Origin of the sequence: Micromonospora haikouensis (assembly GCF_000876225.1) — a bacterium.
Lineage (GTDB): Bacteria > Actinomycetota > Actinomycetes > Mycobacteriales > Micromonosporaceae > Micromonospora > Micromonospora haikouensis.
On the sequence record NZ_JXSX01000003.1, the window covers coordinates 340541 to 365728 of the forward strand.

The 25188-nt window shown below is 73.0% G+C and carries 24 protein-coding genes and 1 pseudogene; 9 read left to right on the forward strand and 16 right to left on the reverse strand.

Features of this window, described 5'->3' with window-relative positions:
- Positions 1–58: 58 nt before the first annotated feature.
- Entirely contained in the window at positions 59–1483 is a 1425-nt protein-coding gene (gene glnA, locus TK50_RS23180) for a type I glutamate--ammonia ligase (protein ID WP_043967093.1), read from the reverse strand.
- 258 nt (positions 1484–1741) lie between these two features.
- Between glnA and TK50_RS23185 the strand changes: the two genes are divergently transcribed.
- Positions 1742–2134, forward strand: coding sequence for an RDD family protein (locus TK50_RS23185; protein WP_043969279.1), 393 nt, complete (start codon positions 1742–1744; stop codon positions 2132–2134).
- Between the two features lie 4 nt (positions 2135–2138).
- On the opposite strand, the gene TK50_RS23190 is transcribed toward TK50_RS23185, so the two are convergent.
- From TK50_RS23190 to lipA, 3 genes are all read right to left on the reverse strand, one after another.
- Entirely contained in the window at positions 2139–2828 is a 690-nt protein-coding gene (locus TK50_RS23190) for a DUF4191 domain-containing protein (protein WP_043967094.1), read from the reverse strand.
- 51 nt (positions 2829–2879) lie between these two features.
- On the reverse strand, positions 2880–4370 hold the full coding sequence (locus TK50_RS23195; RefSeq protein ID WP_043967096.1) for an NAD(P)/FAD-dependent oxidoreductase: 1491 nt from the start codon (positions 4368–4370) through the stop codon (positions 2880–2882).
- 98 nt (positions 4371–4468) lie between these two features.
- Positions 4469–5536: a lipoyl synthase gene (lipA, locus tag TK50_RS23200; protein ID WP_199486131.1), complete on the reverse strand. Its 1068-nt coding sequence runs from the start codon at positions 5534–5536 to the stop codon at positions 4469–4471.
- Positions 5537–5899: 363 nt separating this feature from the next.
- Between lipA and aspS the strand changes: the two genes are divergently transcribed.
- Entirely contained in the window at positions 5900–7186 is a 1287-nt protein-coding gene (aspS, locus tag TK50_RS23205; protein WP_043967099.1) for an aspartate--tRNA(Asn) ligase, read from the forward strand.
- 347 nt (positions 7187–7533) lie between these two features.
- On the opposite strand, the gene TK50_RS23210 is transcribed toward aspS, so the two are convergent.
- Genes TK50_RS23210 through TK50_RS23220 form a run of 3 tightly spaced genes read right to left on the reverse strand, consistent with a single transcriptional unit; the run spans position 7534 to position 10464 of the window.
- Positions 7534–7926 carry a VOC family protein gene (locus TK50_RS23210; protein ID WP_043967101.1) on the reverse strand — a complete coding sequence of 131 codons (393 nt, stop codon included), beginning with the start codon at positions 7924–7926 and terminating at the stop codon, positions 7534–7536.
- Positions 7927–7972: 46 nt separating this feature from the next.
- A complete protein-coding gene (gene lipB / locus TK50_RS23215) occupies positions 7973–8614 on the reverse strand; it encodes a lipoyl(octanoyl) transferase LipB (RefSeq protein ID WP_043969281.1) in 642 nt (213 codons plus the stop codon).
- Positions 8615–8643: 29 nt separating this feature from the next.
- A complete protein-coding gene (locus TK50_RS23220; RefSeq protein WP_043967103.1) occupies positions 8644–10464 on the reverse strand; it encodes a DUF6311 domain-containing protein in 1821 nt (606 codons plus the stop codon).
- Positions 10465–10628: 164 nt separating this feature from the next.
- Here TK50_RS23220 and TK50_RS23225 point away from each other — a divergent pair, with 164 nt between their 5' ends.
- Positions 10629–11870, forward strand: coding sequence for an extracellular catalytic domain type 1 short-chain-length polyhydroxyalkanoate depolymerase (locus TK50_RS23225; protein ID WP_043967106.1), 1242 nt, complete (start codon positions 10629–10631; stop codon positions 11868–11870).
- Here TK50_RS23225 and TK50_RS23230 read toward each other — a convergent pair whose 3' ends face one another.
- Both TK50_RS23230 and TK50_RS23235 read right to left on the reverse strand, forming a co-directional pair.
- Positions 11871–12770, reverse strand: coding sequence for a TIGR01777 family oxidoreductase (locus TK50_RS23230; RefSeq protein ID WP_043967108.1), 900 nt, complete (start codon positions 12768–12770; stop codon positions 11871–11873).
- A gap of 108 nt (positions 12771–12878) precedes the next feature.
- Entirely contained in the window at positions 12879–13892 is a 1014-nt protein-coding gene (locus tag TK50_RS23235) for an aldo/keto reductase (protein ID WP_043967110.1), read from the reverse strand.
- Between the two features lie 53 nt (positions 13893–13945).
- Here TK50_RS23235 and TK50_RS23240 point away from each other — a divergent pair, with 53 nt between their 5' ends.
- The gene (locus TK50_RS23240) at positions 13946–14305 is read left to right on the forward strand and encodes a MerR family transcriptional regulator (RefSeq protein WP_043967112.1); all 360 of its coding nucleotides are present in this window, start codon (positions 13946–13948) and stop codon (positions 14303–14305) included.
- A gap of 59 nt (positions 14306–14364) precedes the next feature.
- The gene (locus tag TK50_RS23245; RefSeq protein ID WP_043967114.1) at positions 14365–14886 is read left to right on the forward strand and encodes a DinB family protein; all 522 of its coding nucleotides are present in this window, start codon (positions 14365–14367) and stop codon (positions 14884–14886) included.
- Here the strand turns inward: TK50_RS23245 and TK50_RS35070 are convergent.
- Positions 14819–15001, reverse strand: a pseudogene (locus TK50_RS35070) (hypothetical protein); the annotation flags it as partial. The gene TK50_RS23245 and the pseudogene TK50_RS35070 overlap by 68 nt on opposite strands.
- Positions 15002–15194: 193 nt before the next feature.
- The gene (locus TK50_RS35745; protein WP_387161384.1) at positions 15195–15704 is read right to left on the reverse strand and encodes a hypothetical protein; all 510 of its coding nucleotides are present in this window, start codon (positions 15702–15704) and stop codon (positions 15195–15197) included.
- Positions 15705–15986: 282 nt separating this feature from the next.
- Here TK50_RS35745 and TK50_RS23255 point away from each other — a divergent pair, with 282 nt between their 5' ends.
- The 3 genes from TK50_RS23255 to TK50_RS35075 all read left to right on the forward strand — a co-directional run bounded on the left by TK50_RS23255 (position 15987) and on the right by TK50_RS35075 (position 17032).
- Complete coding sequence (locus TK50_RS23255; RefSeq protein ID WP_043967116.1) at positions 15987–16214, forward strand: winged helix-turn-helix domain-containing protein; 228 nt, start codon at positions 15987–15989, stop codon at positions 16212–16214.
- Between the two features lie 174 nt (positions 16215–16388).
- Entirely contained in the window at positions 16389–16859 is a 471-nt protein-coding gene (locus TK50_RS23260; RefSeq protein WP_043967118.1) for a helix-turn-helix domain-containing protein, read from the forward strand.
- Between the two features lie 11 nt (positions 16860–16870).
- Positions 16871–17032, forward strand: a complete 162-nt coding sequence (locus tag TK50_RS35075; RefSeq protein ID WP_229405107.1) for a VapC50 family PIN domain-containing toxin — start codon at positions 16871–16873, stop codon at positions 17030–17032.
- Between the two features lie 49 nt (positions 17033–17081).
- Here TK50_RS35075 and TK50_RS23265 read toward each other — a convergent pair whose 3' ends face one another.
- The 4 genes from TK50_RS23265 to lpdA form a co-directional block, all read right to left on the reverse strand.
- A complete protein-coding gene (locus tag TK50_RS23265; RefSeq protein WP_043967119.1) occupies positions 17082–17999 on the reverse strand; it encodes an LLM class flavin-dependent oxidoreductase in 918 nt (305 codons plus the stop codon).
- A gap of 142 nt (positions 18000–18141) precedes the next feature.
- Complete coding sequence (locus TK50_RS23270; protein WP_338390909.1) at positions 18142–19428, reverse strand: low temperature requirement protein A; 1287 nt, start codon at positions 19426–19428, stop codon at positions 18142–18144.
- Positions 19429–19605: 177 nt separating this feature from the next.
- Positions 19606–21450 (reverse strand): 2-oxoglutarate dehydrogenase, E2 component, dihydrolipoamide succinyltransferase, encoded by a 1845-nt coding sequence (sucB, locus tag TK50_RS23275; RefSeq protein ID WP_043967123.1) that lies wholly within the window; start codon positions 21448–21450, stop codon positions 19606–19608.
- A gap of 73 nt (positions 21451–21523) precedes the next feature.
- Positions 21524–22915, reverse strand: coding sequence for a dihydrolipoyl dehydrogenase (gene lpdA / locus TK50_RS23280; protein WP_043967125.1), 1392 nt, complete (start codon positions 22913–22915; stop codon positions 21524–21526).
- A gap of 177 nt (positions 22916–23092) precedes the next feature.
- On the opposite strand from lpdA, the gene TK50_RS23285 reads away from it, so the two are divergent.
- Positions 23093–23422: a hypothetical protein gene (locus TK50_RS23285; RefSeq protein WP_043967126.1), complete on the forward strand. Its 330-nt coding sequence runs from the start codon at positions 23093–23095 to the stop codon at positions 23420–23422.
- 73 nt (positions 23423–23495) lie between these two features.
- Here TK50_RS23285 and TK50_RS23290 read toward each other — a convergent pair whose 3' ends face one another.
- Positions 23496–25067 carry a leucyl aminopeptidase gene (locus TK50_RS23290; protein ID WP_043967128.1) on the reverse strand — a complete coding sequence of 524 codons (1572 nt, stop codon included), beginning with the start codon at positions 25065–25067 and terminating at the stop codon, positions 23496–23498.
- Positions 25068–25188: the final 121 nt, after the last annotated feature.

The window sequence follows — 25188 nt, forward strand, 5'->3', positions numbered from 1 at the left end:
GCTGAAGGAGGTGCCGGCCCGAGGGCTCAGCAGTCCGCAGTGCTCAGCAGTCGAAGGCTCAGCAGTCGAAGTACATGGCGAACTCGTGCGGGGTCGGGCGCAGGCGCACCGGGTCGACCTCGTTGGCCCGCTTCCACTCCACCCAGGTGGAGATCAGGTCCGGCGTGAAGACGCCGCCGTCGAGCAGGTAGTCGTGGTCGGCCTCGAGGGCGTCGAGCACCTCGGGCAGCGAGCCCGGAACCTGCTTGACCGAGCCCCACTCCTCCGGCGGCAGGTCGTACAGGTCCTTGTCGATCGGCGCCGGCGGCTCGATCTTGCTCTTGATGCCGTCGAGGCCGGCCATCATCATCGCCGAGAAGGCGAGGTACGGGTTGCTCGACGGGTCCGGCACGCGGAACTCGACGCGCTTGGCCTTCGCGTTGCTGCCGGTCACCGGGATACGGGTGCAGGCGGAGCGGTTGCGCTGCGAGTAGACCAGGTTCACCGGGGCCTCGTAGCCGGGCACCAGGCGACGGTACGAGTTGACCGTCGGGTTGGTGAACGCCAGCAGCGACGGCGCGTGGTGCAGCAGGCCGCCGATGTACCAGCGGGCGGTGTCCGACAGGCCGGCGTAGCCGGTCTCGTCGTAGAACAGCGGCTCGCCGTTCAGCCACAGGCTCTGGTGGGTGTGCATGCCCGAGCCGTTGTCGCCGAAGAGCGGCTTCGGCATGAACGTCGCGGTCTTGCCGTTGACCCAGGCCTCGTTCTTGATCAGGTACTTGAAGAGCTGGAGCTGGTCGGCCGAGTGCAGCAGGGTGGAGAACTTGTAGTTGATCTCCGACTGGCCGGCGGTGCCGACCTCGTGGTGCGAGCGCTCCACGGTGAAGCCGGCGTCGACCAGGCGGCGGACCATGCCGTCGCGCAGGTCGGCGTAGTGGTCGACCGGCGGCACCGGGAAGTACCCGCCCTTGTACGCGGTCTTGTAGCCGCGGTTGCCGCCCGGCTCCTCGCGGCCCGTGTTCCAGGCGCCCTCGATCGAGTCGATGTAGTAGAACGACTGGTGGGCCGAGGTCTCGTGGCGGATCGAGTCGAAGATGTAGAACTCCGCCTCGGCGCCGAAGTACGCGGTGTCGGCGATGCCGCTCGCGGCGAGGTACGCCTCGGCCTTCTTCGCCACGTTCCGCGGGTCCCGGGAGTAGGCCTCACGGGTGAACGGGTCGTGGATGAAGAAGTTGAGCGCGAGGGTCTTCTGCGCGCGGAAGGGGTCGATGAAGGCGCTCGCGACGTCCGGGAGCAGGAGCATGTCCGACTCGTGGATCGCCTGGAAGCCGCGGATCGACGATCCGTCGAAGGCGAGACCGTCGTTGAAGACGCTGTCGTCGAAGGACTCCACCGGCAGGTTGAAGTGCTGCATCACGCCGGGCAGGTCACAGAAACGTACGTCGACGAACTTCACGTCCTCGTTCTTGAGGTATCGCAGCAGTTCCTCGGGATTGGCGAACACACGTCCTCCTGGCACGTCCACGGGTGGCTGGCTGTTGGCGACGCTATGGCCGTGCGGTTGCCCGGTCGTATCTGCTGTGTTTCTGTCGTGTTACGTCGCTCGCGCTGCGTCATAAGCGCCGGTCAGTCGCCGTCGGATGTCCGTTCGGACGATACCCGGCGCGGCGATGTGCCGCAGATCAACGCCTTTTGTCCGGTTCGGCGGCGGGTGTGCTTCCGGCCACGTCCGGGCCCCTGACTACCCTTGGCGGTCGTGACCATGCCGCAGCCCCCCGCGCCGCCCGCCGCCGACCCCGCGTTCGCGCCGCCCACCCTGGGCCGCCGGTTCGGCGCCCTGGTGATCGACTGGGTGCTCTGCCTGCTGGTGTCCAACTTCTTCGCCGACCCGGTCCGCGACGGCTGGGCCCCCGTCGCGGTGCTGATCGTCGAGTACGGCTTCTTCCTGGGCCTGTTCGCGCAGACCCCCGGCATGTACGTCACCCGGATCCGCTGCCTGTCCTGGGCCGACGGCGGCCGGATCGGCCTGGCCCGGGCGCTGCTGCGTGGCCTCCTGCTCGCCCTGGTCGTCCCGGCCCTGATCATGGACGAGCACCGCCGCGGCCTGCACGACCGCCTCACCGGCTCGGTGATCGCCGCCGCGCCGCGCGGGTAGGGCGTCAGCGGCCCCGGGTCTGCCGGAACGCGCCACGCGGCGGGCGCATGTTCTTCGGGATCGCGCCCTTAGGCATCTGCGGGCGGGCGGTGAGCGCCTTGAGCCGCTTGTCGAGGGCGTTGACGTCCTTGCCGCTGAGGGCGCGCGGCAGCCGCATCAGCGTCATCCGCAGCTTGCGGATCGGCAGCTCACCCTCGCCCTGGCCGATCACGTAGTCGTGCAGCGGCGCGGAGCCGATCACCTTGGCCAGCCGCCGCTTCTCCTGCCCCAGCAGGCCGCGGACCCGCTGCGGGTGCCCCTCGGCCAGCAGGATCACGCCGGCACGGCCGATCACGAGGTGCACCATGTCCATCTGCGTGGTCGCGCTGACCGCCGGGGACACCCGCCAGTCACCGCGCATGCTCTCCATGATCTGCGCCGCCGCGCCGGGCTGCCCCTCGGCGGCATTCATCATCGCGGCGTTGGACCGCAGGTTGAGCACGATCAACAGGGCGAGCAGGGCGAGCAGGATGCCCAGCGGCAGCCAGAGCCAACCCCAGAGGAGCACCGCGACCACGGTCAGCGCGAGCGGGATCAGCACCGCGCCGGCGGCAAGCGGAGCGAACCACCTGTCCTGCTTGGCGGTGAACTTGAACACCATCCCGATCTGCTTCAGCCGCTGGCCGAACGAGACCTTCTCCTGGGGCTTCGCCATGCCGCAGAGTCTAGGTGGTCGCCGCCGGCCCCGTTGATCCGCGGCCGGCAGTCACGGGCGGCGGGGCAGCACCGGGGCGGCCCGGCCCGTGCCGTGCCGCCCGTCGGCCGAGGCGGAGGACGACGATGCGTCCGCCTGCTCGTGGTATTCCTCCTCCACGTTCACCTCCCACACGTCGTGGTCGGCGTCGTCGAGGATGTTCTCCACGGTCAGCATCGCCGTGAGCATCGAGTGGTCCTGGTTGTTGTAGCGGTGCATGCCGTTGCGGCCCACCGGGTGCACGTTCGGCAGCGCCTCGGCGAGCCAGTGGCGCATGGTCTCCACGGCCTGCTCGTAGCCGGAGTCGTAGACCGGGTACGCCTTCGGCATCCGCACCACGTACCCGGCCGAGACCGCCCCGGGGCGCACCAGCCCGAGCGCCTCCAGCTCGGCCGTGCCCAGGGTCACCAGGTCGTCGTCGGCCGACTCCCACAGGTCGTCACCCTCGTCGACGAAGTACTCCAGCCCGAGGCAGGTGAACCCGTCCCGCACCAGGAACGGCGACCAGGAGCCGAAGTTCTGGATCCGGCCCACCCGTACCCCCGGGGTGTGCACGTAGATCCAGTTGTCCGGGAACCCGGCGTCGGCCGGCACGACCAGCGCCACGGTGAGGAAGTCGCGGTGCCGCAGCGCGTCGGCGGCGGCCAGCACCGGCGGCGGCGCGGGCGGGTCCACGGCCCGCACCAGCTCCGGCAGCGGCATGCTGGAGATCACGTGGTCGGCCTCGATGCGGCGCTCGCCGTCCGGGCCCGCCACGGTCACCGCGACCGCCCGGCCGTCGGCCCGGTGCACCCGCGTCACCGACGTGCCCATCGTCACCGTGCCGCCGGCCTTCGCGACCAGCTCGGCGCAGCGTTCCCACATCATCCCCGGGCCGAGCTTCGGGTACTGGAACTCCTCGATCAGGCTGGTGATGTCGGCGCGGGCCCGGCGGGGCAGCAACGCGTTGCGCACCGCGCCGGCCAGGGACAGGTTGCGGATGCGCTGGGCCGCCCAGTCGGCCTGCAGCTCGGTGGCCGGAAAACCCCAGACCTTCTCGGTGTACGTCTTGAAGAACATCCGGTACAGGCGGGTGCCGAAGCGGGCCGACACCCAGCCCTCGAAGTGGCTCTGGTCCGCCGGTGGCCGCAGCCGCGCCCACACGTACGACCCGACGCAGCGCACCGCCTCGACGATGCCCAGGTTGCCCAGCGCGTTGCCGGCCCGCAGCGGGTAGTCGAACAGCTTGCCCCGGTAGTGGATCCGGCTCATCCGGGGACGCAGCAGGAAGTCGCCGTCGGGCAGCACCTCGTGCCAGAACTCCTCGACCCGGCCGACCTTGGTGAAGAACCGGTGCCCGCCGATGTCGAACCGCCACCCGTCCCGCTCGACGGTGCGGCTGATCCCGCCCACGACGTCGTCGGCCTCCAGCACCTCCACGGGGGCGTTGCGTCGAGTCAGCTCGTACGCGGCGGTGAGGCCGGCGGGACCGGCGCCGATGATGACGGTGTGCGGCAGGGGCATGACTAAATTCACCACCATCAACGTATCGATGGCAATAGCCGCCCCGTTTGTTGGGACATCATCCGAACAGGTGGATCTAGCCCCCCGGGGGGCGTGGCTCAGGCGCGCACGGCCTCGCGGGCGTCGAGGGCCTGCCGGTAGAGCCGGCCCGCCCGGTACGACGAGCGCACCAGCGGCCCGCTCATCACCCCGGCGAAGCCGATCTCCTCGGCCTCCTCACGCAGCTCCACGAACTCCTCCGGCTTCACCCACCGGGTCACCGGGTGGTGCCGGGGCGACGGGCGCAGGTACTGCGTGATGGTGATCAGCTCACAGCCGGCGTCGTGCAGGTCCCGCAGCGCCTGGGACACCTCGGCCCGCTCCTCGCCCATGCCGAGGATCAGGTTGCTCTTGGTGACCAGGCCGTCGGCGCGGGCCTGCCGGATCACGTCCAGCGAGCGCTCGTAGCGGAACGCCGGCCGGATCCGCTTGAAGATCCTCGGCACCGTCTCGACGTTGTGCGCCAGCACCTCCGGGCGCGCGCCGAACACCTCGGCGAGCTGCTCGGGGACGGCGTTGAAGTCGGGGATCAGCAGCTCGACCCCGCAGCCCGGCTGGAGGGCGTGGATCTGGCGGACCGTCTCCGCGTACAGCCAGGCCCCGCCGTCGGGCAGGTCGTCGCGGGCGACGCCGGTGATCGTGGCGTACCGCAGGCCCATCGACACCACCGACTCGGCGACCCGGCGCGGCTCGTCGGCGTCGAACTCGGCCGGCTTGCCCGTGTCGATCTGGCAGAAGTCACAGCGCCGGGTGCACTGGTCGCCGCCGATGAGGAACGTGGCCTCCCGGTCCTCCCAGCACTCGTAGATGTTGGGGCAGCCGGCCTCCTGGCAGACGGTGTGCAGCCCCTCGCGCGAGACGAGCCCGCGCAGCTGGGTGTACTCCGGCCCCATCTTGGCCTTCACCTTGATCCACGGCGGTTTGCGCTCGATCGGCGTCTCGGCGTTGCGCGCCTCGATGCGCAGCAGGCGCCGCCCCTCGGGGGCGACCGTCGCGGTACGCGAGGCGGGGCTGGTCGTCGGCTGCTCGGTCGTCGTCGGCGTCGTCGACGCGGCGTGCTCGATCGTCACAAAACCGAGCCTACGCCCGACGGCAGCCGTCGATGAACGGGACGCGACGCCCGTCACCTCCCGTTTCCTGTGACGCCGCCCACCGCCACCGCCGAAAACCCCGTTACACCGCCGCGTCCGGCTGCTAGCGTGCCCGCAAAGCTGCGACGGAGCCGAGTAGCGCGTCGCCCCGCCAGTCCAGAGAGCCGCCGAACGCTGCGAGGCGGTCTGGCGACGGCGCGCGAAGACCCTCCCGAGCTGCGGGAAGAACGGCGCTGTCCTCCGCGACGCGCGCCCAGTAGAACCCGCCCGGCTGGCCCCGGTCACCAGGCGACGAACGAGGCCCCCGCGCGCGGGGGCGAAGGTGTGGTGGCACCGCGAGGACCCGCTCGCCCACACCTCCCGGGGATCGCGTTGCGATCGATCGAGGAGGTAACCGCCTTGCAACGCATCCTGTCCACCCAGCTCCCCGCCCACGTCGGCGCGACCGTCCGGGTCGCCGGCTGGGTCCACCGCCGCCGGCTGCTCAAGTCGGTGGCGTTCCTGATCATCCGGGACGCCGCCGGCCTGGCCCAGGTCGTGGCCGCCGACCCGGCCGCCCGCGCTGCCGTCGAGCAGCTCACCGAGGAGACCGTCGTCGAGGTCACCGCGACGGTGGTCGCGACCCCGGCGGCTCCCGCCGGGGTCGAGCTGACCCATCCGACGGTACGACCGCTCGGCCCGCCCGCCGCCGCGCCCCCGTTCGACCTGTACCGGCCGGCGCTGGCGGCGACCCTGCCCACCCAGCTCGACCATGCACCCGTCGCCCTACGCCATCCGCGCAGGTCGGCGGCGCTGCGCGTTGCGGCGGCGGCGGTGGCCGGGTTCCGGGCGGCCCTCGACGCCCGCGACTTCGTGGAGATCCACACGCCGAAGGTGGTCGCCTCGTCCACCGAGAGCGGGGCGAACGTCTTCGCGCTGGACTGGTTCGGCCGGCCCGCGTACCTCGCCCAGTCGCCGCAGTTCTACAAGCAGCTCATGGTCGGCGTCTTCGAGCGTGTGTACGAGGTCGGGCCGGTGTTCCGGGCCGAGCCGCACGACACCGCCCGGCACCTGGCCCAGTACACCTCCCTTGACGCGGAGCTGGGCTTCGTCGGCGACCACACCGATGTGATGGCCGTGCTGCGGGACACCCTCGCCGGGATGCTGGCGACGGTGGCGGACCGGGCCGGCACCGCGCTGGGCACGCTGGGCGTGACGGTGCCGCAGGTGCCGGGGAGTATCCCCGCCGTCCACTTCACCGAGGCCCTGGCGATCGCCGGCGCGCCGGCCGACGAGCCGGACCTGGCCCCCGCCCACGAGCGGGCGCTGGGGGAGTGGGCCCGCCGCGAACACGGCAGCGAGTTCGTCTTCGTCACCGGGTACCCGATGGCGAAGCGGCCCTTCTACACCCATCCCGACCCGGCGCGTCCGGCGTACTCGAACGGGTTCGACCTGCTGTTCCGCGGCCTTGAGCTGGTCACGGGCGGGCAGCGCCTGCACCGGCACGACGACTACCTGGCGGCGCTCGCAGCGCGCGGCGAGCCGGTCGAGCCGTACGCCGGGTACGTGGACGCGTTCCGGCACGGCATGCCGCCGCACGGCGGCTTCGCGATCGGCCTGGAACGCTTCGTCGCCCGCCTGGTCGGCGCGGCCAACGTCCGCGAGGTCACGGCCTTCCCCCGCGACCTGCACCGCCTCACCCCCTGACGCGCCCCGCCCCGCCTGGCGGCTACCCGGTGTGACGACTCGCGGACCTCGCGGTCAATGTGACCCTGGGTGATGGAATTTTGCTCCTGGGGCGCGGTCATCCCGGTCGCGCCCCAGGTGGAGGTCGCCGACCTGGCCTACCTTGCCGACCCCACACGACCCGTTCCCGGCCCTTTGCTCTGCACCCGCATACGCAACAGCCACCCTCCGTTACCGCTGCGTGGGTGGGTGCAGAGCAAAGGGGAAGGATCGGGGTGTGGGTGGGAGGAGGTTGGTCACGTTGAGTGCATGCGTTGCGGCCCGGGACCCGCCGTGCAAGTGCCCCGATCCGCGCCGCGTCAGTCGGGTCAGGCCGGGCCGAGCAGGTCCCAGGGGTTGCCGGCGATGTCGCGGAAGACGGCCACCCGGCCGTACGGCTCGGCGCGCGGCGGCCGGAGGAACTCCACGCCCGCGTCGACGAGACGGCGATAGGCGGCGTCGAAGTCGTCGACCCGCAGGAAGAAGCCGACCCGCCCGGCCGTCTGGGCGCCGACCGCCGCCTCCTGCCGTTCGCCGTCGGCGCGGGCCAGCAGCAGGCCGGTCTGCGCGCCCGGCGGGCGGACCACCACCCACCGCTTCGGGCGGCCGTCGGTGGTCTGCGCCGGGGAGTCCTCGACCAGCTCGAAGCCGAGGACCTCGATGAAGAAGGCGATAGCCGGGTCGTACTCGGCGACGACGAGGGTGACGAGGTCGATCTGCACCCGCCGAGCCTAGAGCGTGACCAGGGCCCAGAGCGTGACCAGGGGCCTAGAGCGTGACCAGCGTGGGCAGGCGGCGCTCCACCACCGGCAGCACGTCGGCCACGGTGATCGGGCGGCCCAGCTCCGCGGTGAGCGAGGTGACCCCGGCGTCGCGGATGCCGCAGGGCACGATCCGGTCGAAGTACGCCAGGTCGCAGTCGCAGTTGATCGAGAAGCCGTGCTGGGTGACCCCACGGGCGACCCGGATGCCGATGGCGGCGACCTTGCGGGCCGGGCCCCGGTCGTCCTCGGGCACCCAGACACCGCTGCGCCCCTGGACGCGGTCGGCGGCGAGGCCGAACTCGGCGCAGACGTCGATCAGCAGCTGCTCGGTGCGGCGCACGTACGCGACGACGTCCACCGGGTCGGGCAGCTTCACGATCGGGTAGCCGACCAGCTGCCCCGGGCCGTGCCAGGTGATCTTGCCGCCGCGGTCCACGTCGACGACGGGGGTGCCGTCCAGCGGCCGGTCCCACGGCTCGGTGCGCTTGCCGGCCGTGTAGACGCTCGGGTGCTCCAGCAGCAGCACCGTGTCGCCGCGCTCGCCGGCCACCACCGACTCGTGCAGCCGTCGCTGCTCGTCCCACGCGGCCTGGTAGTCGAGCACCCCTGCACGGACGGCGGTCAGCCCCGGAATCGTCGCGGTCACGCCCACCAGCCTAGTCCCGTACCCGCCGGTCAGGCCGGTGGCACCCGCCACAGCCACACGTCGTCGACCCGCTGCGGCGGGCCGAGCAGGGCGGTGGCGGTGCGGCGCAGCGCGTCCTCGTCGAGGTCGTACTTCGCGCCCTCCACCCGGTCGGCGAGGACCACCACCTCGACCCCCCAGTACCGCAGGTCGGCCAGGGACAACCGGATGCTGCCCTCGGTGATGATCGGGACGAGCCCCGTGCGGCCCGCCTGGTCCATCAGCGTGTCGAAGGTGCGCGGCGGCGGCCCGATCCGGCCCCGGCCGTCCGGGCCGCCGGGGCCGAGGAAGAACCCCGCCGGGAGGCGGAACTCACCCTGCCGGTGGGCGAGCGCGTACGCCTGCCAGCGCTGCCCGTCCGGGGTCACGTCGAGGGTCAGCGGCAGCGGGGTGAGGGTCCCGCCCGGGGAGACGTACTCCTTCCAGGTGCCGGCGGTGATGAACACCGGCACCGGCTCGCGGACCCTGGTCAGCAGCGGCGTGGGCAGCAGCGGCAGCAGCGCCGCCGCGAGGCCGAGCACCCAGGCGGCCCGCGCGGCCCGGCGGCGTGGCGGGTCGGCCCGCAGCCGGTCGACGGTGTACGCCAGCAGCACCCCGAACACCGGGGCCACGATCAGGGCCAGCCGGGCCGGCAGGGCGGCGTTGACCACCGGCAGGTCGTCCAGCAGCAGGAACGGCAGCGGGGTGTCGGTGTGCCGGCCGGCCCACTTGGCCCGGGGCCCCCAGGACAGCACGGTGAACACGACGGCGGTGCCGCCAAGGGCGGCGAGGGTGGCCCGCAGGGCCCGGTCCCGCCGCCACAGCCAGCCGAGGCAGACGACGGCGAGCAGCAGCAGCGGCACCCCGAAGAACGAGTTCTCCTCGGTCGGGTTGGGCGCGAGCGAGGTGCCCAGCCCCGCCTCGCCGGCGAGGGACCGGCGCGGGTACGCCGCGTACGCGGCGATGTCCTCGGCGTGGATGACCGGGTCGAAGCCGGTGCCGTGGAAGCGCTGCGGGCCGGCGAAGTGCAGCCACAGGGGGTACGCCAGCAGCACCCCGGCGGTCAGCGCGGTCACGCCCAGCCCGCGCGCGAAGGCGGGCAGCGCCGCGCGGGCCCGCGCCCGCCGCTCGGGGTGCAGCGCCCAGATCGGCAGGAACACGCCGAGCGCGAGGGCGGTGAAGAACAACCCCTCGGCGGCGATGGAGAAGGCGACCGCCACGGCGACGCCGAGCACGACCCCGTTGCGCAGCCAGCGCCCCGGCTCGCGCAGGGCGAACACCCGCCACAGCAGCAGCGGCACCAGCCACCCGGCGGTCCAGTTCAGGTGGGCGTTGGCGTGCGACACCATGCCGGGGGAGTACGCCACGAACAGCGCGCCGACGCCCGCCGCGAGCCGGCTGCGCACGAGCTGCCGGGACAGCAGCAGGTACCAGGCCAGCGCGGTGACGGCGAGGTTGAGGGTCAGGATCACCAGGAACGTCGCGGGCGGCCCGATCAGGTACGTCAGCGGCGCGAACACGGCCGCGTACACGGTGATCGAGGTGTTGACCGCGAGGTTCACCCCGTCGGGGACGTTGAGCAGGGTGGTGAAGAGCGGGTTCTCGCCGTGGGTCAGCGCGTGCCCGCCGAAGGCGAGCAGCCACTCGAACAGCGCCTGGTCGCTGGAGTTGACGGTGATCACCCGCTGGTCGGGGCTCAGCCACAGCCCGCTGGTGACCCAGCCGGCGAGGGCCAGCGCGAGCAGCGCGAAGAGCGCGTCGGCGCGCCGGTTGCGGGAGCCGGCGGCGGTGCCGGTCGCCGGTCCGGCGGCGGGGGGCGGGGAGGGCGGCACGCAGCGGACGTTACCAACCGGACCTGGGCACGCCGGGGCGACACGGGCACACGTCGACGGCCGCGAATGTGTGACCGGCGACCATGTCGGCGGGAGGAAACACCGACGTAACGTCGCGGCAACTCGGAAGTGACTCAGTTCACAATCCGCGACAGGAGGTCGTCGTGCGCCGCTCCACCACCTCGCTCACCCGGCTCGCCGGGGCGGTCGCCGGGGCCGCGCTCGCCGCGGCGGCCCTGGTCGCCGTCGTCGCCGCGCCCGCCCGGGCCGCCACCCTCACCCAGGTCACCGGCTTCGGCGCCAACCCCGGAAACCTCACCATGTACGCCTACCGGCCCGACGGCCTCCCGGCGAACGCGCCCGCCGTCGTCCTGCTGCACGGCTGCACCCAGAACGCCGCCGGCTACGTCGCCAACTCCGGCTGGCAGAAGTACGCCGACCAGTGGAAGTTCGCCCTGATCGTGCCCCAGCAGTCCAGCGCCAACCAGGCGCTGACCTGCTTCAACTGGTTCACCGAGGGCGACATCGCCCGGGGCCAGGGCGAGGCGGCGTCGATCGCGCAGATGGTCGGGTACGCGAAGACCACGTACGGCCTCGACGGCAGCCGCATCGCCATCAGCGGGCTGTCGGCGGGCGGGGCGATGGTCTCGGTCATGCTCGCCGCGTACCCCGAGCTGTTCGCCGCCGGCTCGGTCATCGCCGGCGTGCCCTACCGCTGCTCCCCGCCCGCGTCCACCAGCGTCTGCCAGTACAGCGGGGTCGACAAGACCCCCACCGCGTGGGGCGACCTCGTCCGGGCCGCGTACCCCGGGTACGCCGGCCGCCGGCCCCGGGTGGCCATCTGGCACGGCACCGCCGACAGCACCGTCGTGCCGGCCAACGCCGTCGAGTCGCGCGACCAGTGGACCAACGTGCTCGGCGTCGCGCAGACCCCCACCGGCACGGCGTCGCTGCCCGCCGGCACCGCCCTGGAGGTGTACGGCGACGACGCCGTCCGCCTCTACCGGGTCGCCGGGATGGGCCACGGCACCCCCGTCGACCCCGGCTCCGGCGCCGACCAGTGCGGCACCGCGGCGGCGTACTTCCTCGACACGATCTGCTCGACGTACCGCGACGCGGTCTTCTTCGGCCTCGACGGCGGCGGCGCGTCGCCCGGCCCGACCCCGACGGCCACCGCGTCGCCCACCCCCACCCCGACGGCCTCGCCGACCGCCTCGCCCACCCCGACCGCGTCGCCCACGTGCGTCACCGCCAGCAACTACGCCCACGTCGCCGCCGGGCGCGCCTACCAGTCCGGCGGCTACGCGTACGCGCTCGGCAGCAACCAACGGATGGGCCTCTACAACGTCTTCTACACGTCCACGCTGAAGCAGACCGCCCCCGGCTACTGGGTGCTCGGCTGCTGATCAGTCGTTGAGGGCGGCGTGCAGGGCGCTCGGCAGGTCCGGGTGGTGGTACGCGAAGCCGGCCCGGGTCAGCACGGCGGGCAGCACCCGGGCGCTGGTGAGCGCCTCCTGGGCGAAGCCGCCCAGGGCCACCTTCAGGGCCAGCGCCGGGATCGGCACGACCGCCGGGCGGTGCAACTGGCGGGCCAGCTCCCGGGTGAACTCGGCGTTCGTGACCGGGGCGGGGCCGACGACGTTGACCGCCCCGGCCACGTCGTCGCGGTCCAGCAGGAACCGCGCCGCGCGCAGCCAGTCGGCCATCGAGATCCACGGCAGCCACTGCCGGCCGCTGCCCAGCCTCCCGGCGATGCCCAGCCTGAACGGCAGCAGCTGCGGCTTGAGCAGCCCGCCGTCGCGGTGCAGCGGCAGCCCGGTGCGCAGCCGGACGACCCGCACCCCGGCGTCCTCGGCGGGACGGGTGGCCGCCTCCCAGACCCGGCACACGTCGGCGAGGAAGCCCTCGCCCGCCGGGGCGTCCTCCTCGACCACCCGGTCGCCCGTGTTGCCGTACCAGCCGACGGCCGAGGAGTTCAGCAGCACCGTCGGCCGGTCGGCGGCCGGCAGGCCCGCGATCGTGATGGCCAGCGTGGTGGTCGAGTCGACCCGGCTGGACCTGATCAGCCCCTTGTACGCGTCGTTCCACCGCTTGTCGCCGACGCCCGCGCCGGCCAGGTTGACCACGGCGTCGGCGTCGGCGACCACCGCCGGGTCGAGCTGCGCGGCGGTCGGGTTCCACTGCCGCTCGTCGCCGGTGCGCGCCGGCCGCCGGACCAGGCGGGTCACCCGGTGGCCGTCCGCGGTGAGGTGGTCGGCCAGCCGGGTGCCCAGGAAGCCGGACGCGCCGGCCAGGAGGATCCGCATGCCCCCATCTTCGGTCACGGGAGGGCGGTTGGATGCGGTGAGCGGGATGAAGGAGCCCGCTCACCTCACGAGGCCACCCGGCCGGTCAGCCCCGACGCCGCCTGCCGGTCAGCCCCCGACGCCGGCCGGGCGCAGGTCGGCCAGGAGGCGCTCCACCTCCGCGAACGCGTCCGCCGGCAGCGGGCCGAGGGCGAGCGTGGCGAAGTTCTCCTCCGCCTGGGCCACCGTGCGGCAGCCGGGGATCGGCAGCGTCCGGTCGCTGCGGGCCAGCAGCCACCCCAGCGCACCCTGTGCGAGGGTACGGCCGTCGGCCGTCAGCGCCTGGCGCACCTCGGCGACCCGGGCCGCCCACTGCGGCGTCGGCCGGCCGTCGGTGAACCACGCCAGCCACTCCGGGGCCTTCCCGCGCACGTCGTCGCCGCCCAGCGCCGCTGGACTGCCCTGGTAGCGGCCGGTGAGCAGGCCCATCGCGAGCGGCCCCCGGTTGAGGCTGGCCTGGTCCAGCTCGGCGCAGACGGTGAGCATCGCCGCGTTGTCCTTCAGCACCGACTGGTCGTGCTGGATCGCCGAGCAGTGCGCGCCCGCCTCGGCGAACGCCCGCGCCGAGGCCGGGTTGTCGGTGCTCCACCCGTACGCCCGGATCTTGCCCTGGGCGACGAGGCCCTCCAGGGTGTCGACGAGGTCGAGCGCGGCGGGCACCGGCAGGTCGTTGAGGTGCAGCTGGTAGAGGTCGACGTGGTCGGTGCCGAGCCGGCGCAGCGACCCCTCCAGGCTCTCCACGGCGTAGGCGGGGGAGGCGTCCGTGCCGGTGGCCAGCCGGGTCGCCTCGTCGGAACGGTTGCCGAACTTGGTGGCGATCACCACCTCGTCCCGGCGGCCCGCGAGGGCCCGGCCGAGGACCCGCTCGCTGTGCCCGGCGCCGTAGTTGCTGGCCGTGTCGAACAGCGTCACCCCCAGGTCGAGGGCCCGGTGCACGGTGCGGATCGACTCGTCGTCGTCGACCTCGCCCCACCCGTACGGCTGCCCGTCGTCGCCCCAGAGCGGCCCGCCGATCGCCCAGCACCCCATGCCGATGGCGCTGACCTCGATCCCGCTGCGACCCAGTGTCCGTGTCGTCGTCATGCGCCCAGTTTTCTACCTGGAGCGCGCTCCAGGTCAAGCGCTACTGTGCGTCGGTGACCGGATACGCCCCCTCGGAAGCCGCCCGCCGCAGCGGGTTCAGCCTCGACACCCTGCGCTACTACGAGAAGATCGGCCTGCTCAGCGGCGTCGGCCGCACGTCGGCCGGGCGTCGGGTGTTCACCGACGAGGACCTGGGCTGGCTGACGCTGTTCCGCTGCCTGCGCGACACGGGCATGCCGATCGCCGAGATGTGCCGGTACGCCGAGCTGGCCCGCGCCGGCGACCACACGACCGGGGAGCGTCGGGCGCTGCTGGTGCGGCACGCGGAACGGGTGGAGGACCAGATGCGCCTGCTCCAGCGCCAGTACGACCACCTCCGCGAGAAGATCCGCTTCTACGACACCCTGGGCTGAGCGCGGAGCCGCGCCGTTATCCGGTCGACCGCACCGAGGCCCGGTGGCAGGATGCCCGGGTGTCGACGTCCCGTGGTGACCTGGTCCGGTGGCAGTTCGACCTGACCTGGGCCCTGTTCGAATACCACCTCGAACGGCTGGAGCCGGACGACTTCCTGTGGGAGCCGGCCGCGCACTGCTGGACTGTCCGGCCCGGCCCGGCCGGCACGTGGGTCCCGGACTGGGCGCAGACGGAGCCCGAACCGGTGCCGGTGCCCACGATCGCGTGGTTGACCTGGCACATCGGGTGGTGGTGGTCGTCGGCGGGGGAGCACCTCCAGGGGCGGCCCGTGCCCCAGCACACCGAGGTCGCCTGGCCGGGTGCCGGCGCGGTGACGATCGAGTGGCTGCGCGACCTGCGGCGGCGGTGGCTCGGGCACCTTGGCGGGCTAGGCGACGCCGACCTCGACCGGGTCGTCGCGTATCCGTGGCCGGCCGACGCCGGGCATACCGTCGCCCACCTGCTGGGTTGGGTCAACGCCGAGCTGATGAAGAACGTCGCCGAGATCGGCCAGCTCCGGCTGCTGCGCGCCGCGCGGTGACACAGCGGCACCAGAACTGGCGGGGCACGAACCCGTCGCGGCGCAGCCAGTGCTCGGTGTAGACGATCCGCTCCGCCTCGACGACCACGAGGGTGTCGTCGGGTGGCTCGGACAGCGGTTCGGGTAATAGCGCACTGGGGTCGCGGGCGGCCCGTCCGGCCCGGCACGCACAGCCAGCCATGATCGTCTGCTGATTCTGGAGACGGGCTACGGCGTGTCGTCTCCAGAAACGACAGACGATCATGGCCGAGCCGGCCGTGGCCCCGCGACTCGTCCAGCGCGGGCGTGATGGCGCAGGTCGTCGTGCGCTACGAAGGGCTACGAGACCGGGCCCAGCCGAGGAAGCGCGCGAAGAGCTGCGCCGGCTCCGGAGCGTCGTGCGGGTTGAGCGTGTAGAGCTGGGTCGTCGCCTCGTGCAGCAGCCCTGCCAGGTGGATCAGCAGCGCGACCCGGTCGTCGGCGTACTCCCGCAGCAGCGCAAGCCGGGCCGGCGCGCACGGCCAGGGTGCGGCGCAGGCCCGGCACAGCCAGAGCGGGCGCAGCGGCAGGTGCTGGGCGGTCGTCGCATGAGCGCCGTCGTTGCGCCGGGCCCGTGCGGTCGCGCCGGCCACCCGGCCCGGCCAGCGGCTGTTGCGCGCCGGACCGGGAGCCCTGACGGGCGGGGCGGGCGGCTCGGTGGGCGGTGGGGCGTGCCGGTCCGGGCACACCGCCCAGCGCAGGCCGCACGAGCACCAGCGCCGCCAGCCCCGCCAGGTCCGCCGGTGGCGCGGGCCGAGGGGGATGGGCGCCGCGTCGCGCCGCCGGCCCGACCACCTCACCACAATCCTTCGGGTACGCGGAACGTCTCCTTCGCGGTCGTCACGTGCACGCTCGCCGGCCCTTCGTGTCGAGGTTCTGTGGGGGTGGTGGCACCCGGTCGGCCGGGGGAATGGCCGACCGGGTGCGTCCTGCGCAGGACAACCGGCTCCGGGTTGCAGACCAGGGAGCCAGCCGAGGAGAACTTTGTCAGACAAGACTAGTAAAGTCAACGGTGGTCTAGACCTTGCTTGTCATGTATTGCCTGGTCGTGATCGAATGGCGGTGCAGACCAGGGAGTCAACATGCCCGCCAAAGCAAAGTGGGCGCACATCGCGGACCAGCTCCGTGATCAGATCGCGTCCGGACAACTCGCACCCGGTGACAAGCTGCCATCTACGGCTCAGCTCAGGGAGGAACACGGCGTTTCCGCCGGCGTCGTTCGCCATGCGATCCTCGTCCTGCAGATGCAGGGCTGGGTGGAAGGCGTGCATGGCGTCGGCGTGTTCGTCGCCGAGCGGCCCGGGGCCTGACGCGCGTCCCGCCGTGGGCGCGCGTGCTCCAGCCTCAGACCTTGGACAGTTGCTGTTCGCCGAACGCGTCAACTGTCCAAGATCTCGGCGTGCCTGCCGTGCCGTCCACCGGGATGATCTCGTCAGATTCCCTGATGTCTTTGCGGATTTTTCGATTAGCGATACGCTCGGACCATGAGCAGCGCACTCCGCGAACGCACGGTCCTACCCCCCGAAGACCCGGCCAACCTGGCTCGATTCGTGCAGGAGCTGCGGAGCGCAGGCAATCGCGCACGGGCCCGGCTGGTGGGCCCCGACGGCTCCGAAATCGAGATTCCGGACGAGTTGTACGGCGTGCTCCGTGACGTCGTGACAGCCCTGTCCGAAGGGCTGGCCATCTCCATCGCGCCGCACAACACCATGCTGACGACGCAGGAGGCGGCGGATCTGCTCAACATCTCCCGGCCGACCCTGGTCCGGTTGCTCTCCGACGGCGAGATCCCCCACACGATGCGAGGACGCCACCGTCGAGTCATGTTGCGGGACATCCTCGACTATCAGGAGCGCACCCGTCAGGAACGGCGGCAGACGCTCGACCGGATGACGGTTGAAGCCGAGGAAGACGGGTTGTACGACCTCACGTCCACTCCGCGAGCCACGAGATGAGGGTGGCCTGAGTGGCGTTCTCGGCATTCCTCGACACCTGTGTGCTCTACCCGGCACATCTGTGTGACACCCGCGCATACCGGAGAGAGCCGACCACCGTGCCGGGCCTGCTCGTGCTGCTCGGCCGCACGGGCGTGCCGCAGTTCGCGGCCGAGGTCCGCAGGCACCTCTGATATCGACCGGCATGCGTGATCACTGCCCCGCCGTGCATCTGCCGCCTCGTCAGGTGGCGAGGCGGTGCAGGACCGGGGTGAGCGGGTCGAGGGCGTCGGCGCGTACCACGAAGCGGGTGACGCCCCAGCGGCGCTCGTGCTCGGCGACCGCCGCGACGATCTCGTCCTCGGTGCCGATCAGCACGAACGGGGTGGCCAGCAGCTCCGGGCCGGTCAGGCCGGCGGCGACCGCGCGCTGCGCCGCGACGGCCTCCGCGTCGTCGGTCACCGTCACCGTCTGCACCAGCGCCTCCAGCGCGGGCGGTCGCGCCCGGCTTGCCGCGCCCTCGGCGACGCGGGCCAGCTGCGCCTCGATCTGGTCGGCCCGCCACCGGGCCTCGTGTCGGTGGCCGTCGTCGAGGGTACGGCCGAAGCCGGCCAGCCCCACGACGTCGGCGTGCGCGCCGGCCCAGCGCAGCAGCGTCGAGTTGGAGGTGCCGACGGTCAGCGGCACGCGTTCCTGGACCGGCCGGGGCGACTCCAGCCGGGCGGCGCGCACGGTCAGCTCGGGGGAGTCCACGGTCACCTCCTCCCCGTCGAGCAGGGCCCGCACCGCCTCGGCGGCGGCGACGCAGCGGCGGACCCGGCCGGCGACGTCGGGGCGTTCCCGGCCGACCGCGCGCCACTCGGCGGGGGTGTGACCGGCCCCGACGCCGAGGCGGGCCCGCCCGCCGGAGACGACGTCGAGGGTCGCCACGGCGGTGGCCAGCAGCATCGGCTCGCGGACGCCGAGGTTCGACACGTACGAGCCGAGGCCGATCGTCGTGGTGACCGACGCGGCAGCGGCCAGCGCGACGAACGGGTCGCCGCAGGAGCCGGGGTGGTCGGCGGCGAGCAGCGCGTCGAAGCCGGCGGCCTCGGCCCGGCGGGCCAGGTCGAGCCAGCCCGCCGCGTCGGTCGGGGTGGACTGGAGCGAGAAGGTGGCCATCGGCCCAGCGTCCGGCACCGGCGACCGGCAGGCAACGCGCCGGGGGTCGATTCTGCCGACCGGCGAATCCGCCGACCGCTGAACGTGCACCGGCCGGCCTGCAGCCCCCGGCCCGCCCGTAGCCCCGTCACTCCTCAGCCCGTTACTCCTCGTCCGGGTCGCCGTCGTGCCAGCGTCGCCGCCACTGCGCCTCCCGCGCCTCGTGGGCGGTCCGTTCGGCGAAGACCGCCTCGCGCAGCGCGTGCCGGGAGTCGGCCATCGTCACCACCTCCACGGCCACCAGGCCGACGCAGACGCCGGTGAGCAGGACCAGCGCGGCCAGCGCCGGCATCCGGCCGCCGACCGGGATCAGCGCCACGAGCAGCAGGACCGTGCCGGCGCGGGCCCAGGTGAAGGTGTGCAGCGTACGCAGTTGGAAGAGCATGTCGCCGGCCAGATAGCAGGCCACCCCGCCGAAGAGCAGCGGGATCCCGGGGCCGTGCAGTGACTCCTCCAGCGGCAGGTGCGGCTGGCCGAGCAGGTTCAGCATCTCCTCCGCCCCGAGGGAGAACAGGATCAGCCCGGTGATCATCGGCAGGAAGAGGTAGGCGTAGGCGTCGCGGGCCAGCCCCACCCGGGTCCGGCCCCGGGCGGCGTGCAGGGCGATGCGGGCCGCCGGGCCGACCACGTCGAAGTGCAGCCACCACAGCGTCGCGGCCAGGACGATGGCGATGCCGGCGGCGGTGATCGCCTGCCAGCCCACGGACCGGCTGGCCAGGTTGGTGCCGATGCCGACGGAGATCACCGACTCGCCGAGCGCGATCATGAGGATCAGGTCGTACCGTTCGGTCCAGTGCTCGGCGGAGATCACCCCGCCGCCCCCGGTGCCGGCCAGCAGCCCGGTGGCGTACTGGGAGACGACCACGACGGCCCAGAGCCCGTCGCGGACCAGCGCGCCGGCGTCGGGGTCGGCGAACTGGGCGGGGACCAGGGCGGCGGCGAGCAGCAGCACGGTGCTGAGCACCAGCTCCGGCGCGAGCTTCATCAGGTGCCGGCTCTCCACCGGCTCGTCCCGCATCACGTGCCAGTAGATCCACAGGTGGACGACCCGGATGACCAGGTAGCTCACCGCGACGGTGAGCGGGCCGGCCAGCCCCTGCCCGCGGGCGGCGATCGTCTGCGGCACGGTCAGGGCGAAGGCGAACAGGGCGGCCATCCCGACGACCATGACCACCGGCACGAAGCCCTCGCCGAGGCGGACCCGGGTGGCGACCACGCTGTGGATGACCCAGACCCACCAGAGCACCGCCAGCACGAGGAAACTGCGCAGCAGGGTGTGGCCGGTGATGTCGGTGGCGGTGGCCCGCACGATGACGAAGAACGAGAAGACGAAGACCAGGTCGAAGAAGACCTCGAACCGGTCCACCCGGGCGCCGGGCGCGATCGCCACGGCGGGCCCGAGGCTTCCCCGCCGCCGCTCACCGCGCACCCTTCCACTCTCGCAGCGTCCGCCGGGCGGCCGGGCGGATTCGGCGCAGGCGCTCCCGGGCCGGCGGGATCCCACCCGGTACGCCGACGGGCGCCCCGGTCGAGGTGACCGGAGCGCCCGTCGGAAGGGGCAGCGGTGTTACAGGCCCAGCTCGGCCTCGAAGTTGCCGCCCTCCAGCCGCTCCTTGACCGCGACCAGGAAGCGGGCCGCGTCGGCGCCGTCGATGAGCCGGTGGTCGTACGACATGGCCAGGTAGACCATCGAGCGGACCGCGACGACCTCGCCCAGCTCCGGGTCGTTGACCACGACGGGGCGCTTCACCACGGCGCCCGTGCCGAGCATCGCCGACTGCGGCGACGGCACGATCGGGGTGTCGAACAGCGCGCCCCGGCTGCCCGTGTTGGTCAGCGTGAACGTCGCCCCGGCGATCTCGTCCGGGCTGATCTTGTTGGTGCGGGTGCGCTCGGCCAGGTCGGCGATCCGCTTGGCCAGGCCGCCCAGGTTGAGGTCGCCCGCCCCGTGGATCACCGGCACCATCAGGCCGCGCTCGGTGTCCACCGCGATGCCGAGGTGCTCGGCGTCCGGGTAGGTGATCGTCCCGGCGTCGAGGTCCATGCTGGCGTTGACGATCGGGTACGTCTGGAGCGCCTCGACCGCCGCGAGGGCGAAGAACGGCAGGAACGACAGCTTCACGCCGTGCCGCGCAAGGAACGAGTCCTTGGCGCGGGCCCGCAGCTTGGCGACCTTGGTGACGTCGACCTCGACGACCGTGGTGAGCTGCGCCATCTCGTGCAGCGACTGCTGCATCCGCTTGGCGATCGTGGCCCGGATCCGGGGCAGCTTCTCGGTGGTGCCGCGCTTCGCGCTCGGCTGCGGCTTCGCGGCCGGCTTCGCCGGGGCCGCCGCCGCGGCGGGCTGCGCCGCCGGAGCCGGGGCCGCCTTCGCCGCCTTGGCCTTCTCGGCGGCCTCCAGCACGTCCTGCTTGCGGATGCGGCCACCCACGCCGGTGCCCTTGACCGAGGCGAGGTCGACGCCGTGCTCGCCGGCGAGCTTGCGGACCAGCGGCGTCACGTACCCGGCCGCCTCCTCGCCGCCCTGGGCGGGCGCGGTCGGGCGGGCCGGGGTGGCGGTCGGGGCCGACGGCTGCGCCTGCTGCTCGGCCTGGGCCGGCTTGGCGGCGGTCTCGGCGTCCGCCGCCGGCTCGTTGTACGACGCGCCCGGGGTCGGCTCCTCGGCCTTGGCGGCCGGGGCGGCCTCGGCCTTCGGCTCCGGCTTCGGCTCGGGCTTGGCCTCGGCCTTCGGCTCCGGCTTCGGCTCGGCCTTCGGCTGGGCCGGGGCGGCGCCGGCCGTACCGACGACCGCCAGGTCGGCCCCGACGGCGGCGGTCTCGTCCTCGGCGACCTTGATCTCCAGCAGCGTGCCGGCGACCGGGGACGGGATCTCCGTGTCGACCTTGTCGGTGGAGACCTCCAGCAGGGGCTCGTCGACCTCGACGGTGTCGCCGACCTGCTTGAGCCAGCGGGTGACGGTGCCCTCGGTGACGCTCTCGCCCAGGGCCGGCATCTTCACCGGGGTGCCCTCGCCCGCCGGGGCCGGGGCGGCCTGTGCGGCCGGCGGCTCCTCGACGGCCGGCTGCTCCGCCTCTGCCTGCGGCGCGGCGGCGGCCTCGGCGGCCTCCTCGGCCGGCTCCTCCTGCGGCGCGGCGGCCTCGCCGCCGCCGGTAGCCCCGCCGCCCGCGGACTCGCCCTCGCCGGCGATGACGGCCAGCTCGCTGCCCACCTCGGCGGTCTCGTCCTCGCCCACCACGATCCGGCTCAGCACGCCCGCCGCCGGGGACGGGATCTCGGTGTCGACCTTGTCCGTCGAGACCTCGAGCAGCGGCTCGTCGACCTCGACGGTGTCACCCTCCTGCTTGAGCCAGCGGGTGACGGTGCCCTCGGTGACGCTCTCGCCGAGCCGAGGCATGGTGACCGATACCGGCATCTTCTAAGACTCCTTCGTTCCCCTGGTGCGATCTCGCCCGTCTGCCGCCGGACGCCGCGGAATCAGTTCTCGATCAGGCGTGCGCGTGCAGCGGCTTGCCGGCGAGGGCGAGGTGCGCCTCGCCCAGGGCCTCGTTCTGGGTCGGGTGGGCGTGCACGAGCTGCGCCACCTCGGCCGGGTACGCCTCCCAGTTGTAGATGAGCTGCGCCTCGCCGACCAGCTCGCCGACCCGCGCGCCGACCATGTGCACGCCGACGACGGGGCCGTCCTCGACCCGGACCAGCTTGATGAAGCCGGCGGTCTTGAGGATCTGGCTCTTGCCGTTGCCGCCCAGGTTGTAGTTGTACGTCTTGATCTTGTCGGCGCCGTACTGCTCCTTGGCCTTCGCCTCGGTGAGGCCGACCGACGCCAGCTCGGGGTCGCAGTAGGTGACCCGGGGGATGCCGGCCTCGTCGATCACGGCCGGGTTCTGCCCGGCGATCTCCTCGGCCACGAAGATGCCCTGCTGGAAGCCCCGGTGGGCGAGCTGGAGGCCGGGCACGATGTCGCCGACCGCGTAGACGTTCGGCACGCCGGTGCGCAGCCGCTCGTCGGTCAGCACGTACCCGCGGTCCATCCGCACGCCCTGCTCCTCGTACCCGAGGTCGGCGGTGCGCGGGCCGCGGCCCACGGCGACCAGCAGCAGCTCGGCCTCGACGGTCTCGCCGCCGGCGATGGTGACCTTGACGCCGTTCTCGGTCTTCTCGACCTTCTCGAACGGCTTGCCCACCTTGAAGTTGATCTTCCGCTTGCGGAACGCCCGCTCCAGCGCCTTCGACGACTCCTCGTCCTCGGCGGCGACCAGCCGGGGCAGCGCCTCGATGATCGTCACGTCCACGCCGAAGGACTTCCACACGCTGGCGAACTCGACGCCGATCACGCCGCCGCCCAGCACGATCGCCGAGGACGGGACCCGGTCCAGGGTCAGCGCGTGGTCGCTGGTGATGATCCGCTCGCCGTCGACCTCCAGGCCGGGCAGGCTCTTCGCGTACGAGCCGGAGGCCAGCACGACGTTGCGGCCGGTGTAGCGCTTCCCGTCGACCTCGACGGCGTTCGGGGCGACCAGCCGGCCGTGGCCCTCGACGACGGTGATCGCCTTGTTGCCCTTGAGCATCCCCTGGAGGCCCTTGTAGAGGCGGGAGATCACGCCGTCCTTGTACGCGTTCACGCCGGCCATGTCGATGCCGACCAGCTCGGCCTTCACGCCGAACTGCTCCGACTCGCGGGTGGAGTCGGCGATCTCGGCGGCGTGCAGCAGGGCCTTCGTCGGGATGCACCCGTTGTGCAGGCAGGTCCCGCCGAGCTTGCCCTTCTCGACCAGCGCCACGGTCAGGCCCAGCTGGACGGCGCGCAGGGCGGTCGCGTAGCCGCCGCTGCCACCTCCGAGGATGACGATGTCGAAGGTCGCTTCGTTCGGCTCGCTCACGTCCAACTCCCAGTTCGCGTCACTGCATCGGGGGTCACGGCGGGGCGGCACGGACAGACCCCACCTCGGTCATCTTGTCACCACCGCGTACCGGGCGCGTAGTGAGGTGCCCAACGACACGTCCCGGACACGTACGCTTGGCACCGGTTTCGATCACGGATATGGGGGAGACGGTCGGTGGCGCTGTTCCGACGACGCAAGAAGGCGCGCCCGGCGGGGGCGGACCGCGCGCCCGACCGCGCCGATCTCGACCACCTGGAGAACTTCGTCCGCACCCGGCGGGGGGTCGAGGCGTTCATCGAGCCCCGCACCACCGTCACCGAGACCACCGTGATCCTCATCGCCGACGACGGGGAGTGGACCCGCCGGCGCATCGACGGCCCCGAGGGCGCCCGCCGGTTCGCCCACAAGCTGGCCATCCCCGTCTACGACGTGCGCCTCATGGGCTACCCGCAGCGGATGCGCGACTACAACGAGCGCCGCAAGCGCCGCCCCGAGCTGTACTGAGCCGCGCGGCCCGCGCCGGGCCGCCCGGCGAAGGGCCCCCCGACGGGTGGGGGGACCCTTCCGCGCGACCGCGTCAGCCGTTGGCGGCGACGTCCTCCACCAGGTGCACGAGGGTACGCACCGGCACCCCCGTGCCGCCCTTGGTCCAGTAGCCGGTCGCCTCACCCGAGTGGTAGCTGGGGCCGGCGATGTCGATGTGCGCCCAGGCCACGTCGTCGGCGACGAACTCCCGCAGGAACACCCCGCCCTGCAGCATGTGCCCCGCCCGGTCCATCCCGGCGTTGACCTGGGAGATGTCGGCGACGTCGGAGTCCATGCCCTTGCGCACCTCGTCGGGCAGCGGCATCGGCCAGGCCGGCTCGCCCACCGCGTCGCCGGCCGCCCGGACCCGCTCGCACAGCTCCGGGGTGCCCATCACGCCGGAGATCCGCTTGCCCAGCGAGATCACCTGACCGCCGGTGAGGGTCGAGGTCTCGAAGAGGTAGTCGGCGCCGTCCTCGCAGGCCCGCGCGATCGCGTCGCCCAGGATCATCCGGCCCTCGGCGTCGGTGTTGAGCACCTCCACCTTCTTGCCGTTGTACATGGTGATCACGTCGCCCGGCCGGTAGCTGGTGCCCGACGGCATGTTCTCGGCCATCGGCAGGTAGCCCGTCACCGTCACCGACGGCTTCAGCGCGGCGATCGCCAGCATGGTCGCGCCGACCGCCGCCGCGCCGCCCATGTCGGACTTCATCTCCCACATGCCCTGCGCCGGCTTGATCGAGATGCCGCCGGTGTCGAAGGTGATGCCCTTGCCGACCAGCGCCACCCGCTTGCCGCTGCCCCCGCCCTCGGGCGTGTAGGTGATCTTGACCAGGCGCGGCGGGGCCTCCGAGCCCTGCCCGACGGCCAGGATGCCGCCGTAGCCGCCCGCCGCCAGGGCCGCCTCGTCGAGCACCTCGACGGCGAGTCCGGCCGCGCGGGCCGCCTCGGCCACCGCGTCGGCGAACGCCGGCGGGCGCTGCAGGTTCGGGGCGGTGTTCACCCAGTCGCGGGTCAGCCGGACCGCGCCGGCCACCGCGTGCGCCCGCTCGATCTCGGCACGGGCGGTCGCGTCGCCGGCCTCCGGCACCGCGATCAGCACCTCGGCGACCGGATCCCGCCGGGCCGGCTGCGGGCGGGTCTTGTACCCGGCGAACCGGTAGCCGCCGAGCAGCGCGCCCTCGGCCACCGCGCGCAGCGCGTCGGCGGCGTCGGCGTCGTCGGGCAGCGGCAGGCTCAGCGCCACCCGGCGCGCCCCCGCCAGGGCCCGGACCGCCGAGCCGGCGGCCCGGCGCAGCGTCTCCGGCGCGGGGGCGGCCCCCGTCGGCTCGGGGCCGAGGCCGACCGCCGCGACCACCGGGGCGGTGACGGTGCCCAGCGTGGCCAGCTTGATCACCTCGCCCGGTGCCCCGGTCGCGCCGAGCAGCGCCAGCGTCTCGGTGAGCTTGCCGTCGAAGGCGGCGGCGATGCTCTCGGCGCCGCTGGCGAGCAGCAGCGCCCCGGCGGGGCCGCCGGCGGCGTCCTGCTCCCCGGTCTGGCTGTGCAGGCCGATCACGATCGCGTCGACGGCGAGCTCGGCGGGGTCTGTGTCGACCAGGCTGAGGGTGGTGCTGGGCGATGTCACTGAAGCTACTCCGGGCGGGCCGGGCCGGTCGCGTCGTCGCGTACCGGCGGTGAAGGTCTCCGGCGGCAACCTACCCGCCGGACGGTGGGCTGTCCCGCCGAACTCCGCCGACGGGGGTCCC

Excerpts from the sequence above, each read along its gene's own strand:
- TK50_RS23185 (WP_043969279.1), top strand. The coding sequence starts at position 1,742 with ATGCCGCAGCCCCCCGCGCCGCCCGCCGCCGACCCCGCGTTCGCGCCG.
- TK50_RS23195 (WP_043967096.1), bottom strand. The coding sequence starts at position 4,370 with ATGCCCCTGCCGCACACCGTCATCATCGGCGCCGGTCCCGCCGGCCTC.
- TK50_RS23190 (WP_043967094.1), bottom strand. The coding sequence starts at position 2,828 with ATGGCGAAGCCCCAGGAGAAGGTCTCGTTCGGCCAGCGGCTGAAGCAG.
- TK50_RS23255 (WP_043967116.1), top strand. The coding sequence starts at position 15,987 with ATGCCCGCCAAAGCAAAGTGGGCGCACATCGCGGACCAGCTCCGTGAT.
- TK50_RS23230 (WP_043967108.1), bottom strand. The coding sequence starts at position 12,770 with ATGCGGATCCTCCTGGCCGGCGCGTCCGGCTTCCTGGGCACCCGGCTG.
- TK50_RS23265 (WP_043967119.1), bottom strand. The coding sequence starts at position 17,999 with ATGGCCACCTTCTCGCTCCAGTCCACCCCGACCGACGCGGCGGGCTGG.
- sucB (WP_043967123.1), bottom strand. The coding sequence starts at position 21,450 with ATGCCGGTATCGGTCACCATGCCTCGGCTCGGCGAGAGCGTCACCGAG.
- TK50_RS23260 (WP_043967118.1), top strand. The coding sequence starts at position 16,389 with ATGAGCAGCGCACTCCGCGAACGCACGGTCCTACCCCCCGAAGACCCG.
- TK50_RS23235 (WP_043967110.1), bottom strand. The coding sequence starts at position 13,892 with ATGACGACGACACGGACACTGGGTCGCAGCGGGATCGAGGTCAGCGCC.